Source organism: Cellulomonas biazotea, from assembly GCF_004306155.1.
In the GTDB taxonomy this organism is placed as follows: Bacteria; Actinomycetota; Actinomycetes; order Actinomycetales; family Cellulomonadaceae; genus Cellulomonas; species Cellulomonas biazotea.
In genome coordinates this window covers 1-12,356 of sequence record NZ_BIMR01000181.1, presented here as the reverse complement: position 1 = coordinate 12,356, position 12,356 = coordinate 1, and the positions used below count along the sequence as shown (strand labels likewise).

Genomic DNA, 12,356 nt, shown 5'->3' with positions numbered 1-12,356 from the left:
GCGCGGTGAGCCCCTCGGTGTCGGCGAGCGCGAGGGCCGCCGCGACGACGCGGTCGACGGACAGCCCGGCGGCAGCGCCGCGTCCGCGCGGGGCGGCGGGCTCGGCGGTACGCCACAGCAGCGCCATGCTGCGCGCCGGGTCGCCGGTGCCGGTCAGCTCGCTCATGGGTCCATCTTCCCTGCCGGGAACAACCGCAGACGTCCGCGCGTTCTTGTCGTACGCTGTACGGTAAGCGCGCCACGAGGAGGAGTCCACCCATGCCCGTCGCCAGCCGACCCCACGACCACCCCGACACCGCCGACATCACCGACCCCGCCGGACCCGCGGTCCGCATCCGCGGGCTCACCCGCCGCTACGGCACCACCACCGTGCTCGACGGCCTCGACCTCGACGTCGAGCCCGGCACCGTGCACGCGCTGCTCGGCCCCAACGGCGCCGGCAAGACCACGACCGTCCGCATCGTCGCCACGCTGCTCGAGCCGCACGGCGGCACCGCGCACGTCGCCGGCCACGACGTCGTCCGCCACGCCACCGAGGCCCGCCGCCGGCTCGGCCTCGTCGGGCAGCACGCCGCCGTCGACGAGATCCTCGGCGGCCGCGACAACCTCGTCCTGTTCGGACGCCTCTCCCACCTCGCCGCGCGCGCCGCCCGCCGCCGCGCCGACGAGCTCCTCGACCGGTTCGACCTCACCGACGCCGCCGACCGGCCCGTCGGCACCTACTCGGGCGGCATGCGACGCCGACTCGACCTCGCCGCCGGTCTCGTGCTCGACCCGCAGGTCCTGCTCCTCGACGAGCCCACCACCGGGCTCGACCCCGGCGGGCGCCGCGAGGTCTGGCGGGCCGTCCGGACGCTCGTCGACGCCGGCACCGCCGTCCTGCTCACGACGCAGTACCTCGAGGAGGTCGACCAGCTCGCCTCGCAGGTCAGCGTCCTGTCCCAGGGCCGGCTCGCCGCGCGCGGCACGCCCGACGAGCTCAAGGCGTCCATCGGGCAGGACCGGCTCGACGTCGTCGTCCGCCACGAGGCCGACCTGCCCGCCGCGCAGGCCGCGCTCGACGCCGTCGGCACCGACATCGAGACCGACGTCGCCACCCGGCGGGTCACCGCGACCGTCACGGACCGCGTCGCCGCGCTCACCCACGTCGTCCGGACCCTCGACGACCAGGGCGTCGGCGTCGACGACGTCGTGCTGCGCCGGCCGACCCTGGACGAGGCGTTCCTGCACCTCACCGGCGCGCCGCCCGACACCGCCGCCTCGACCGGCACCCCCGGCACCGCCCGCACCGCCACCAGCGCCGTCACCGAGGAGGCCGCACGATGACCACCGCCACCACCACCCGTCCCGTCGCCGCCGTCCCGTCCGCGGGCGGCCCGACCTGGGCGCTGCGCGACGCCTGGGCGGTCACCCTGCGCGACCTCGGCCACTGGCGCCGCCAGCCGTGGGACCTCGTCATCGGGCTCGCGTTCCCGATCCTGCTGCTGCTCATGTTCGGGTACCTGCTCGGCGGCGCGATCGACGTCCCCGGCGGCTACATCGAGTTCCTGTTCCCCGGCATGCTCGCCGTGACGATGGCCTTCGGGCTGGAGTCGACGATGACCGCCGTGTCGCAGGACGTGCAGCGCGGCGTCACGGACCGGTTCCGGTCGCTCCCGATGTCGCGGTCCGCCGTGCTCCTCGGGCGCGCGGTCGCCGACATGCTGTCCTCGACCGTGGGTCTCGTCGTCCTGCTCGTCGCGGGCGTCGCCGTCGGGTGGCGCTGGCACCACGGCGCCGGGCCTGCCCTCGCGGCCGTCGGGCTGCTGCTCCTGCTGCGGTTCGCGTTCCTGTGGCTCGGCATCTGGCTCGGGCTGCTGTTCCGCGGGCAGGGCGGTGTGACGGCCGTGCAGATCCTCGTGTGGCCGTTCGCGTTCCTGTCCAACGCGTTCGTGCCGATCTCGACGATGCCGGCATGGCTCGAGGCCGTCACCGCGTGGAACCCCATCACGGCGACCATCGCCGCGACGCGCGACCTGTTCGGCAACCCGACGGTCGCGGCGAGCGGCTGGGCGGCGGACCACGCGACGCTGCTCGCGGTCGTCTGGCCGGTCGTGCTGGTGGCGGTGTTCGGGACGCTGGCCGTGCGGCGGTGGCAGCGGCTCGGCCGCTGACCCCGGCCGCTCGACCGACGGCAGGGGGTGTCGCGCGCGATCGCGGCACCCCTACCGTCGGGGCATGACGACGACCGACGGCGTCCGCAACGTCCGGACCGCGCTCGACGGCCTGCCCGGCCGCTACCAGCCGCACCGCCTCGTCACCCTCAACGACCACGACGTCAAGGTCGTGACGCTCGAGGGTGAGTTCGTGTGGCACACCCACCCCGACACCGACGAGCTGTTCGTCGTCGTCTCCGGCGACCTGACGATCCAGCTCCGGGACGGCGACGTCCGGCTCGGCCCGCTCGATGCGTTCGTCGTGCCGCGTGGTGTCGAGCACTGCCCGCTCGCCCACGGGGTCGTGCAGGCGCTGCTCGTCGAGAAGGTCGGCACGACCAACACGGGCGACGTCGGCGGCGACCGCACGCAACCGCTCCGCGAGCTCGCCTGACGGCGACGGGACCTAGGCCGCGAGCGCGGCTGCGCTGAGCTGCTCGGCGTGGCCGCGCGACGACCCGACCAGCGCGAGCGCCACGACGTCCACCCCCGTGTGCCGGGCCAGGGCGACGCCGTCCGCGACGACCCGCTCGCGGGGTGCGACGACCCACGACGCCGACGGCGCCCAGGACGCCCCCGCGAACGCCTCGACGTGCGCGAGCCACGACCGGCGGCGGGCGGCGTCGGCCTCGTCGCGGGCGACGACGGTCTCGACCTCGAGGACCAGCCGCACGTCCTCGCGCCGGCGTCCGACGGCGAGCACGTGCCCCTCGAGGACCGCGACCAGCGTGCGGACAGCCGTCGCGTTCGGCAGCGCGGCGGAGAAGCGGATCCGGACGGTGTCGGCGCGCGCCGCGGAGCGCAGCAGCTCGACGTCGTCGAGCGCGGCGCTCGCGACGACCACCTCGGCACGGGGGCGGTCGTGGTCGCGACCGTCGGCGGCGGTGCGGAGCGGGGCGCCCACGACCTCGATGACGACGGGCACATCGGCGGCGGGTTCGGTCGTGGTCGTCCAGGGCGTGAGGGTGGCGACCTCGTCGGCGGAACGGGGCGCGCGGGCCGCGTCAGCGGCGGTGCGACGGGCCGTGCGCCGGGTCTGCCGGTGCGCGTGGGGGTGCGTCAGGACGTGCTGAGCCATGGTGGGAGTCCTCGGGTCGAACGGGGTGCGCAGCGAGGGCCGTCGGGCCGCAGGCGCGCGGGGTCGTCAGCTCAGCGACAACACACCCGGATCGAGGACATGGGGGCAGGCTAACCACGTGGTTGCCCCGCGCACCACCCCTGTCCGGGCACCGGACGCCCGGGCGGCGGGTGAGAGCCCGTCAGGCGCCGAGCATCCACCGCAGCGTCCGGGCGTTGCGGACCGCGTTCCCGTCGCCGTCGTTGTTGAGGTAGACGAGCACGTCACGGCCCTGCGCGTCCCACTCACGCACCCGGTCTGCCCACCAGCGCAGGTCGTCGTCGGAGTACGAGCCGCCGTACAGCCACCGCTGGTCGGGGCCGTGCAGCCGGACGTAGACGACGGGCGCGGTCGCGCGCAGGACGCACGGCAGCCCCGCGCCGCTCATGACGCAGGCCGCGGCACCGTGCCGCTCCAGCAGGTCGAAGACCGCGTCGTCCTGCCACGACGGATGCCGCAGCTCGACGGCCACCCGCAGCCACCACGGCAGCGACCCGAGGAACCAGTCGAGCCGCGCGTCGTCCCGCGGCATGTCCGGCGGCAGCTGCACGAGCAGCACCTCGCGCCGGTCGCGCAGCGCGTGCCAGGAGCGGGACATCCGCTCGGACCACGCCTCCGGCGCGTACAGCCGCTTCGCGTGCGTGAGGCCGCGCGACGCCTTGACGGACATCGTGAAGCCCTCCGGCAGCCGCCGGTTCCACGACGCGAACGTCGCGTCCCGCGGCCACCGGTAGAACGACGCGTTGAGCTCGACGGTGTCGAACTCGGCCGCGTACCGCGCGAGCCGGTCCGCGGGCGGCAGGCCCGGCGGGTACAGCACGTGCTCCCAGTGGTCGTACGACCAGCCGGACGTGCCGACGCGGATCGTCACGACCGCCCCGGACCCGCCGTCAGAGCGCCTTGCCGAAGCAGAGCGACAGCAGGTCGCCCGCGTACGGGCCGAACGGCACGACCGGTCGGTAGCCGAGCGACACGTACAGGGCGACGGCCTCGGGCTGGCGGACACCGGTCTGCAGCAGCAGGGACGACATGCCGGCCTCGCGCGCGTCCGCCTCGACCGCCTCCATGAGCACGCGGCCGACCCCGGCGCCGCGGGCGACGCCGTCGACGTAGAGCTTCTTGACCTCGCCCGACCCGTCCGGGTAGCCGTCGCGGGCGGCCCGCAGCGCGACGTGCCCGACCGGCTCGCCGTCGAGGAGGGCGAGCGTCGCCGTGACCACCCCGACGCCCTGCTGCGCGTCGTCACCGTCGAAGCCGCCGGCCGCGTCGAACACCGGGATCAGCTCCGGGTACCGCTGGCAGTTGAACTCGTGCATCGCGCGGCGCAGCGCGACCGCCCGCGGGTCCTGCCACGGCACCCGGACGAGCTCGACGCGTCCGGTCGCCCGCTCCTGGCGGGGAGCACCGGGCACCGGGACCAGCCACTTCGCGAAGCAGCGCGAGTCGACGACCCCGACGTACTCGCCGTAGTTCTCGACCGGGAAGTACCCCGCCCGCAGGTACAGGCCGATCGCGTCCGGCTGGAGCGGACCCGTCTCCAGCAGGAGCACCCGCCAGTCGCGGGCCGTCGCGAGGCGCTCGAGCTCGGTGAGGACCAGGCGCGAGTAGCCGCGGCCGCGGTGCGCCGGCTCGACGTACATGCGCTTGATCTCGCCCGTGCCGGGCGACACGTCGTCGTAGGCGGCGTCCTCGTCGAGGTCCCGCAGCGCACCGATCGCGACGGCCTCGCCGTCGACGCGCACCCGGACGACCGCGACGATGTCGTCGCCCGTCATCTCGTGGCCGATGTCGTCCTCGCCGTACCGCTCGCGCAGCTCGGCCTGCTGCGCGTCGCGCAGCCGCACGACGTCCGGGTCGTCCCAGCCGACGACGTCGACCTCGACGGTCGGGGCGTCCGCCTGCGTCATCAGGAGACGAGCGCCTTGAGCACCGACGTGAAGAAGCGCAGGCCGTCCGTGCCGGTGCGCGGACCCTTCGGGCCGTCGGGACCGAAGCCCGCCTCGACCGCGTGCTCCGGGTGCGGCATGAGCCCGACGACGTTGCCCGCGGCATTGCTGATGCCCGCGATGCCGCGGCGCGACCCGTTCGGGTTCCAGCCCTCGTAGCGGAAGACGACGCGGCCCTCGCCCTCGAGCTCGTCGAGCGTGCGCTCGTCGGCGACGTACTGGCCGTCCTGGTTCTTCAGCGGGATCGTGATGTGCTCGCCCGCCGCGTAGTCACGGGTCCAGGGCGTGTCCGCCCGCTCGACCGACAGGACCTGCTCCCGGCACACGAAGTGCAGGTGGTCGTTCTTGATCATCGAGCCCGGCAGCAGGTGCGCCTCGGTGAGGACCTGGAAGCCGTTGCAGATGCCGAGCACCGGCAGGCCGCCGCGGGCGGCGTCGACGACCTCCCCCATGACCGGCGCGAACCGGCTGATGGCGCCCGCACGCAGGTAGTCGCCGTAGGAGAAACCGCCGGGCAGGACGACCGCGTCGACCCCGTGCAGGTCGGCGTCGGCGTGCCACAGCGCGACGGGCTCGCCGCCGGCGAGGCGCACCGCACGGGCGGCGTCGCGGTCGTCGAGGGTGCCCGGGAAGGTGACGACGCCGATGCGGCTCATCGGGCCGGGACCTCGGTGTCCTCGTACACGGCGACGACGTCCTCGATCACCGGGTTGGACAGCACCTGCTCACCGGCGGCGCGGGCGGCCGCGAGGACCTCGTCGGTCACCGGCCCGTCGACCTCGAGCTCGAACCGCTTGCCCTGCCGGACCGACGCGAACTGGCCGAAGCCGAGCCGGGGCAGCGCACCCGCCACGGCCTTGCCCTGCGGGTCGAGGATCTCGGGCTTCGGCATGACGTCGACGACGACTCGTCCCACGGGTGTGCTCCTGTTGTTCGCGCGGCGGTGGGGGTCGGGGCGATCCTACCGACCCCCGCCGCGCCACGATCCCCGCCACCGAGGGGTGGACGCCGGTGCCGAGCCGGGCCGCGGGTGAGCGTCGAGGTGGACGTACGGGCGGAACCGCCCGACGTCCGGGGTGTCGCCGAGCAGGTCCTGACGCTCGCACTCGCGCATCTGCGCGCGTCGCACGACCGCCGCCACGGCCAGGACCAGCGCGAAGGACAAGGCGCCGAAGATGACGTCCATCGGGACGTGGACGCCCAGCGTGTCCGCGAGCAGGCCCACCACCAGCAGCAGGAGCACGACCACCGCCTGGGCGGGCGCCTCGGCACGCAGCGGGTACCAGAACCCGTCGATGTCGCGCCGCAGCCAGTCGTCGTAGCGCGCCACGGGGCGGCGACCACGGAGGCGGTACGCCAGCACGACGCGCCAGGGCGGTCTCGTCGGGCGGGTCGGGGGCGTCGTCACGGGAGATGTCTACCGCGAGGTCGTCACCTGTGGTCGAGCTCGCGCGTTCCAGCTGACGATCTCGACCACGACTGACGACCTCGACCGGGACTGACGACCTCGGCGCGCGGGCCGGTGGCCCCGCGGGGTGGGTCGGAGGGGGTGGTGGGTCAGAGGGTGTGGTGGGTCCAGGTGCCCGCCACGAGGGCGCCCGCGACAGGGGTCGAGCGCAGCGCGCCCGGGGTCGTGCCGCGCGTGAGCGGGTCGTCGTCGAGGACGGCCAGGTCGGCCGGGTCGCCGACACGCAGGCTCAAGGGCCGTCCGTCGACCGAGGCCGCGAGCGCCGCGGTCAGGTCCAGGCGCTGCTCGGGGTGCCAGGCGTCGCGGCCGTCGCGCGCGCGCCACACGGCAGCGTCGATCGCGGTCCACGGGTCGAGGGGGGCGACGGGCGCGTCGGAGCCGAGAGCGAGGCGCACCCCGGCCGCGTGCAGCGCGCCGTACGGGAACGCACGGCCGGTGCGGCCCGCCCAGTGCCGGTCGGCGACGTCCCGGTCGTCCATGGCGTGCTCGGGCTGCACGCTCGCGACGACGCCGAGCGCGGCGAACCGGGCGACGTCGTCGTCGGTGAGGAGCTGCGCGTGCTCGACGGACCCCGCCGCCCCGGTGGTGGCGAACGCGTCGAGGGCGAGCGCGTTGGCGGCGTCGCCGATCGCGTGGATCGCACAGCGCAGCCCGTGTGCGTGCGCGGACGACATGAGCGGCACGAGCCGCTCGGGCGGGACGGCGAGGACCCCGTGGTCCGTCGTGCCGGGGTACGCGTCGTGGCAGTAGGCCGTGCGCGTGTTGAGCGAGCCGTCGGTGATGACCTTGAGCGGCCCCTGCTCGACGAGGCCGGCAACCCGGTCTCCCGTGTGCAGGTCGTCGTGCACGACGCGGTCGAGCCAGTCCTCCCACACGCCCGCGCGGACCCGCACGACGCCGGGCCGTGCGGCGGCGCGGCGGCGCCACACGTAGAGGTTGTCGGCGATCTCCAGGTCGACGACCCCGACGACCCCGAGCGACGCGGCGTGCACGGCAGCGTCGTGGACGAGCGCGTCGGCGACGTCGTCGCTCACGTGGTCGACCACGCCCTGCAGCGGCAGCCACTCCCCCTCGCGCAGCAGCCCCGTGGGGTGCGCGCCGACGCCGAGCAGCCGCAGCCCGGCCGTCGAGAGCCACGCGCAGTGCAGGTCGCCCGACACGAGGACGACGGGGACGTCGCCGACGGCCGCGTCGAGCAGGGCGGACGTCGGCGCGTCGGGCCACAGCCCGTCCCGGAACCCGAAGCCGACCAGCGGCGTGCCGGCGGGCGGCAGGCCCGCGTCGAGGCGTGCGCGGACGAGCGTCACGGCGTGCGCGGCGGACGTCGCGCCCGCGAGGTCGAGCCGCTGCCGGGCGAGCGCCCACTGCGTGAGGTGGACGTGCGCGTCCCACAGGCCGGGCATCACCGTCCGCCCGTCGAGCGGGACGTGCTCGGCGCGCGGTCCGGCGACGTCCGCGAGGTCCGGCCCGAGCGCGGCGACCCGCCCGTCCCGGACCAGCACGTCGACCGTGACGGCGTCCCCGAGCCGTCGGGCGCCACGCAGCAGCAGGGGGTGATTTGTCCCGTTTCCGATGTCGCTCACGCGAAGACCGCCGCTACCGTCGCCATGTGAGCACCGTAGGGGGCGGCATGGATCACACCGAGGGTTACGACGCGCTCTTCCTGGGACCTCCGCTACCGCTGCCGGGGACACCCCGGCCGGTCGAGGACCTCCCGTCGACGCACTTCACGGTGCTGTTCGACACCCGGCACAAGCTGGCAGCCGCGACCGCGGTCAACATCGACGGCTCGCAGCTCAAGGACCTGCCGCGCGAGGACACGTGGCTCCTCGACCCGCGGGTCCCCGTCGACCGGCAGGCCGGGCCGGAGGTCTACCGGAACAACCGCCTCGACCGCGGCCACCTGGTCCGGCGCGCCGACCCCGTGTGGGGCCCCGTGGACGTCGCGCAGCAGGCCAACGTCGACACGTTCCTCTACACGAACGCGGCGCCGCAGGTCGACGACTTCAACCAGGGCAAGCAGCTGTGGGTCGGGCTCGAGGACCACGTGCTGCGCTACGCCGAGACGTGGCGGCAGCGGGTCAGCGTCTTCACCGGGCCGGTGCTCCGCGACGACGACCCCGTCTACCGGGGCGTCGGGGTGCCGCGGCACTTCTGGAAGGTCGCGGTGTGGGCGACGCCGGACACCGCCCCGACGGACGGGACGGGCACGACGGACCGGACGGGCACGACCGCGGGCGCGACGACGGACGGCGCCGGCGACGCCGAGGCGCCGCCGCTGCGGCTCGCGGCCGCCGCGTTCCTCGTCGACCAGTCGCCGCTGCTCGCGGGGCTCGACCTCGACGAGGCGCTGCGCTCGGCCCGCGACGCCGACGCACCGCCTCCGCTCGGGCCGTTCCGCACCTTCCAGGTGCCGGTGTCGCAGGTCGCGGAGCTCACCGGGCTCGACCTCGGGCCCGCGGTCGCCGCGGACGTGCTGCCGCCGACGCGGGCGTTCGGCGAGAAGGCGTGGGTCCCGCTCACCGAGCCGTCCGACATCGTCGTCTGACCCCCTCGCGCCGGCGCGCCGACGTCCGGTCCGGCGCACCGGTGCGAGGTCCGTGACGGGCGCCCGCCCCGACCGCGTCGCGAGCCTGTGCGGTCGGGCGGCGAGTGCGACGTCCGGCGGCCGTCAGGCAGTGGGCGTCGCCCGGCGCAGCGGGACGACCATCGGGGTACCCGACTCGGGGTCCGGGACCACCCGGCACGCGAGCCCGAAGACCTCGCGCACGAGGTCCACCGTGACGACGTCGGCGGGCGGCCCCTCGGCGACGACCCGGCCCTCCCGCATCGCGACGAGGTGCGTGGCGTACCGGGCCGCCTGGTTGAGGTCGTGCAGGACGGCGACGAGCGTGCGGCCCTCCTCGTGCAGCCGCGCGCACAGGTCCATGACCTCGACCTGGTGGGCGATGTCGAGGTACGTGGTCGGCTCGTCGAGGAGCAGCAGGTCGGTCTCCTGCGCGAGGGCCATCGCGAGCCACACGCGCTGCCGCTGCCCGCCGGACAGGTCGGCGACGTACCGGTCGCGCAGGTCGGCGACCTCGGTGGCGTCGAGGGCGGCAGCGACGGCGCGGGCGTCGGCGGGCGACCACTGCCGCAGCAGCCCCTGGTGCGGGTAGCGGCCGCGCGCGACGAGGTCGCCGACGGTGATGGACTCGGGCGCGAGCGGGCTCTGCGGGAGCAGCGCGAGGCGGCGCGCGACGTCCTTGCCGCGCAGCCGGTCGAGGGGCTGGCCCTCCAGGAGCACCTGGCCGGCGCGCGGCTTGAGGGTCCGGGCGAGGGCGCGCAGCAGGGTCGACTTGCCGCACCCGTTGGGGCCGATGATGACGGTGAACGACGCGCGCGGGACCTCGACGGACAGGTCGCGCGCGACGACGAGCTGGTCGTACGCGAGGGTCAGGCCCTGCGCCGCGAGCGGGGCGACGGTCGGGACGACCGGGGGGACGGCGGGTGCGGTGCTCATGCGGCACTCCTCCTCCACTCGCGGACCAGCAGGAACGCGAGGTAGACGCCGCCGAGCGCGGCGGTGACGACACCGACGGGGAACTGCTGGCCCGGGATCGCGTGCTGCGCGAGCAGGTCGGCGACGACGAGGACGGCGGCGCCGGTGCACGCGGCGGCGACGACGCCGGGGCCGGTGGACCGGGTGAGCCGTCGGGCGATCTGCGGTGCGGTGAGCGCGACGAACGCGATGGGCCCGCACACGGCGACGGCTGCGGCGGTCGCGAGGACGCCGACGACGACGGCGACGGTCCGCACCCGGCCGGGCCGGACACCGACGGCGGTCGCGGCCTCGTCGCCCATCTCGACGAGCTGCAGCGGGCGGGTGAGCGCGAGCGCCGCGGGCAGCAGGAGCAGGACGGCGACGCCGATCAGCGCGGCGTCGGACCACGTGCGGGCGACGAGGGACCCGTTGATCCAGATCGCGACCTCCTGCGCCTCTTCCCGGGCGGCCTTGGCGAGCGCGAGCTGGACGAACGAGATCGCCATGGCCCCGACCGCGATGCCGGCGACGACCATCCGGTGCGGGGCGGAGAAGCCGCGCCCGGTGCCGAGCCAGACGGCGACGACGGCCACGACCGCGCCGACGACCGCGCCGGCGGGGACGGGCATCGTGCCGGGCCAGACGAGACCGGCCGCGGCGGCTCCGGCGGCGGCGCCCGCACCGAGCCCGATGACGTCGGGGCTGCCGAGCGGGTTGCGCGTCACGGACTGGAACAGCGCGCCGGACACGGCGAACGCGGCGCCCGCGAGCGCGGCGACGGCGAGCCGGGGCAGGCGCGTCGTGAACAGCGCCCACTCCTGGATCCGCGACCCGTTCCCGGCGAGGACGTCGGGCAGCTCGGCGAGGGGGATGCCGAGGCGGCCCGCGGTGATCGTCACGACGCCGGCGACGACGGCGACGGCCAGGACGACGACGCACACGACGACGGGCCGCGGCCGCCACAGCAGGACGACGCCGCGCCCCTCGGGTCCGAGGCGCAGGGTGCGGGGCGGGCGGCCCTGGAGCATCAGACGCCGACCCGCCCGCGCCGCACGGCCGCGATGAGGAACGGTGCGCCGACGAACGCGGTGACGGCGCCGACCATGAGCTCGCCGGGGCGGGCGACGACGCGCCCGACGACGTCGGACGCGAGCAGCAGCACCGGGCCGAGCAGGGCGCAGTACGGGAGCATCCAGCGATGGTCGGACCCGGTGAACGACCGGACGACGTGCGGCACCGCGAGGCCGACGAACGCGATCGGGCCGACCGCGGCGACGGCCGCGGCGCACAGGACGGTCGCGGCGAGCCCGCCGAGCAGCCGCGTGCGTCCGGCGTGCAGCCCGAGCGACGTCGCGGACTCGTCGCCGAGCGCGAGCGCGTTGAGCTGCCGGGCGAGCAGCAGGGCGAGGAGCACCCCGGCGACGACGAACGGCAGGACCTGCCCGACGACCTCCGGGGACCGTCCCGCGAGCGACCCGACGACCCACACGCGGTAGGAGTCGAAGACCTGGGGCTGCGTGAGCGAGACCGCCTCGACGAGCGCCACGAGCACCGCCGACACGGCCGCCCCGGCGAGGACGAGCCGCACGGGCGTGGCGCGTCGTCCGCCGGAGCCGATGAGGTAGACGGCGACCGCTGCGAGCAGCGCGCCGGGGATCGCCGCCCACACGGACCGCCCGACGGCGGGACCGAGCAGCGCGATGGCGAGGACGACCGACGCCGACGCCCCGGCGTTGACGCCGAGCAGGCCGGGGTCGCCGAGCGGGTTGCGGGTGAGGCCCTGGATGACGACGCCCGCGACGGCCAGCGCGGCGCCGACGATGACCCCGAGCTGCGTGCGCGGGATGCGCGACGCGACGACCGTCGAGACGTAGGAGTCGTCGGGGTGGCGCAGGGCGGACCACACGTCGCCGAGCGGGACGGGCTTCGCGCCGACGGCCATGCTCAGCCCGACCGCGAGGACCAGCAGCAGCGCGGCGCCGACGATCCCCGCGGTGAGCAGGAGCGCGCGTGAGCCCCGCACGCGCGGGGCGTGCGGGGCCTGCGGGGCTCGCGCGGCGGCGACGGCGCTCATGGGTGCACGGTACGGAACGCGGGCGCCGCGACC

At 75.7% G+C, this 12,356-nt stretch carries 14 protein-coding genes; 4 read left to right on the top strand and 10 right to left on the bottom strand.

The genetic code is table 11. The annotated features are described in order from the left end of the window. Nucleotides 1-258 precede the first annotated feature (258 nt). The 3 genes from CBZ_RS12155 to CBZ_RS12145 all read left to right on the top strand — a co-directional run bounded on the left by CBZ_RS12155 (nt 259) and on the right by CBZ_RS12145 (nt 2,589). Complete coding sequence (locus CBZ_RS12155) at nt 259-1,326, top strand: ATP-binding cassette domain-containing protein (RefSeq protein WP_130781801.1); 1,068 nt, start codon at nt 259-261, stop codon at nt 1,324-1,326. Further along, the gene (locus tag CBZ_RS12150) at nt 1,323-2,153 is read left to right on the top strand and encodes an ABC transporter permease (RefSeq protein ID WP_130781800.1); all 831 of its coding nucleotides are present in this window, start codon (nt 1,323-1,325) and stop codon (nt 2,151-2,153) included. The genes CBZ_RS12155 and CBZ_RS12150 overlap by 4 nt, the downstream gene beginning before the upstream one ends. Nucleotides 2,154-2,217: 64 nt before the next feature. Further along, entirely contained in the window at nt 2,218-2,589 is a 372-nt protein-coding gene (locus tag CBZ_RS12145; RefSeq protein ID WP_130781799.1) for a cupin domain-containing protein, read from the top strand. Between the two features lie 12 nt (nt 2,590-2,601). Here the strand turns inward: CBZ_RS12145 and CBZ_RS12140 are convergent, their stop codons facing one another. From CBZ_RS12140 to CBZ_RS12110, 7 genes are all read right to left on the bottom strand, one after another. Next, a complete protein-coding gene (locus CBZ_RS12140; RefSeq protein WP_130781798.1) occupies nt 2,602-3,273 on the bottom strand; it encodes a hypothetical protein in 672 nt (223 codons plus the stop codon). 181 nt (nt 3,274-3,454) lie between these two features. Continuing rightward, complete coding sequence (locus CBZ_RS12135) at nt 3,455-4,183, bottom strand: DUF72 domain-containing protein (protein WP_130781797.1); 729 nt, start codon at nt 4,181-4,183, stop codon at nt 3,455-3,457. Between the two features lie 19 nt (nt 4,184-4,202). Then, entirely contained in the window at nt 4,203-5,219 is a 1,017-nt protein-coding gene (locus CBZ_RS12130) for a GNAT family N-acetyltransferase (RefSeq protein WP_130781796.1), read from the bottom strand. After that, nucleotides 5,219-5,914, bottom strand: coding sequence for a phosphoribosylformylglycinamidine synthase subunit PurQ (gene purQ, locus CBZ_RS12125; protein WP_130781795.1), 696 nt, complete (start codon nt 5,912-5,914; stop codon nt 5,219-5,221). The genes CBZ_RS12130 and purQ overlap by 1 nt, the downstream gene beginning before the upstream one ends. After that, a complete protein-coding gene (purS, locus tag CBZ_RS12120) occupies nt 5,911-6,174 on the bottom strand; it encodes a phosphoribosylformylglycinamidine synthase subunit PurS (protein ID WP_130781794.1) in 264 nt (87 codons plus the stop codon). The genes purQ and purS overlap by 4 nt, the downstream gene beginning before the upstream one ends. A gap of 45 nt (nt 6,175-6,219) precedes the next feature. Then, a complete protein-coding gene (locus tag CBZ_RS12115) occupies nt 6,220-6,588 on the bottom strand; it encodes a hypothetical protein (protein WP_218022762.1) in 369 nt (122 codons plus the stop codon). Nucleotides 6,589-6,815: 227 nt separating this feature from the next. Then, nucleotides 6,816-8,309 carry an amidohydrolase gene (locus tag CBZ_RS12110; protein WP_130781792.1) on the bottom strand — a complete coding sequence of 498 codons (1,494 nt, stop codon included), beginning with the start codon at nt 8,307-8,309 and terminating at the stop codon, nt 6,816-6,818. Between the two features lie 26 nt (nt 8,310-8,335). On the opposite strand from CBZ_RS12110, the gene CBZ_RS12105 reads away from it, so the two are divergent. Next, a complete protein-coding gene (locus CBZ_RS12105) occupies nt 8,336-9,274 on the top strand; it encodes a DNA/RNA non-specific endonuclease (RefSeq protein WP_246013317.1) in 939 nt (312 codons plus the stop codon). Between the two features lie 123 nt (nt 9,275-9,397). On the opposite strand, the gene CBZ_RS12100 is transcribed toward CBZ_RS12105, so the two are convergent. From CBZ_RS12100 to CBZ_RS12090, 3 genes are read right to left on the bottom strand one after another with little or no spacing between them, the layout of a single operon-like run. After that, nucleotides 9,398-10,228 carry an ABC transporter ATP-binding protein gene (locus CBZ_RS12100; RefSeq protein WP_130781791.1) on the bottom strand — a complete coding sequence of 277 codons (831 nt, stop codon included), beginning with the start codon at nt 10,226-10,228 and terminating at the stop codon, nt 9,398-9,400. Beyond that, nucleotides 10,225-11,277 (bottom strand): FecCD family ABC transporter permease, encoded by a 1,053-nt coding sequence (locus tag CBZ_RS12095; RefSeq protein ID WP_130781790.1) that lies wholly within the window; start codon nt 11,275-11,277, stop codon nt 10,225-10,227. Before CBZ_RS12095 ends, CBZ_RS12100 begins: the two co-directional genes overlap by 4 nt. Further along, complete coding sequence (locus CBZ_RS12090) at nt 11,277-12,323, bottom strand: FecCD family ABC transporter permease (RefSeq protein ID WP_130781789.1); 1,047 nt, start codon at nt 12,321-12,323, stop codon at nt 11,277-11,279. Before CBZ_RS12090 ends, CBZ_RS12095 begins: the two co-directional genes overlap by 1 nt. Nucleotides 12,324-12,356 lie beyond the last annotated feature (33 nt).

Excerpts from the sequence above, each read along its gene's own strand:
- CBZ_RS12155 (WP_130781801.1), top strand. The coding sequence starts at position 259 with ATGCCCGTCGCCAGCCGACCCCACGACCACCCCGACACCGCCGACATC.
- CBZ_RS12150 (WP_130781800.1), top strand. The coding sequence starts at position 1,323 with ATGACCACCGCCACCACCACCCGTCCCGTCGCCGCCGTCCCGTCCGCG.
- CBZ_RS12145 (WP_130781799.1), top strand. The coding sequence starts at position 2,218 with ATGACGACGACCGACGGCGTCCGCAACGTCCGGACCGCGCTCGACGGC.
- CBZ_RS12140 (WP_130781798.1), bottom strand. The coding sequence starts at position 3,273 with ATGGCTCAGCACGTCCTGACGCACCCCCACGCGCACCGGCAGACCCGG.
- CBZ_RS12130 (WP_130781796.1), bottom strand. The coding sequence starts at position 5,219 with ATGACGCAGGCGGACGCCCCGACCGTCGAGGTCGACGTCGTCGGCTGG.
- purQ (WP_130781795.1), bottom strand. The coding sequence starts at position 5,914 with ATGAGCCGCATCGGCGTCGTCACCTTCCCGGGCACCCTCGACGACCGC.
- CBZ_RS12100 (WP_130781791.1), bottom strand. The coding sequence starts at position 10,228 with ATGAGCACCGCACCCGCCGTCCCCCCGGTCGTCCCGACCGTCGCCCCG.
- CBZ_RS12095 (WP_130781790.1), bottom strand. The coding sequence starts at position 11,277 with ATGCTCCAGGGCCGCCCGCCCCGCACCCTGCGCCTCGGACCCGAGGGG.
- CBZ_RS12090 (WP_130781789.1), bottom strand. The coding sequence starts at position 12,323 with ATGAGCGCCGTCGCCGCCGCGCGAGCCCCGCAGGCCCCGCACGCCCCG.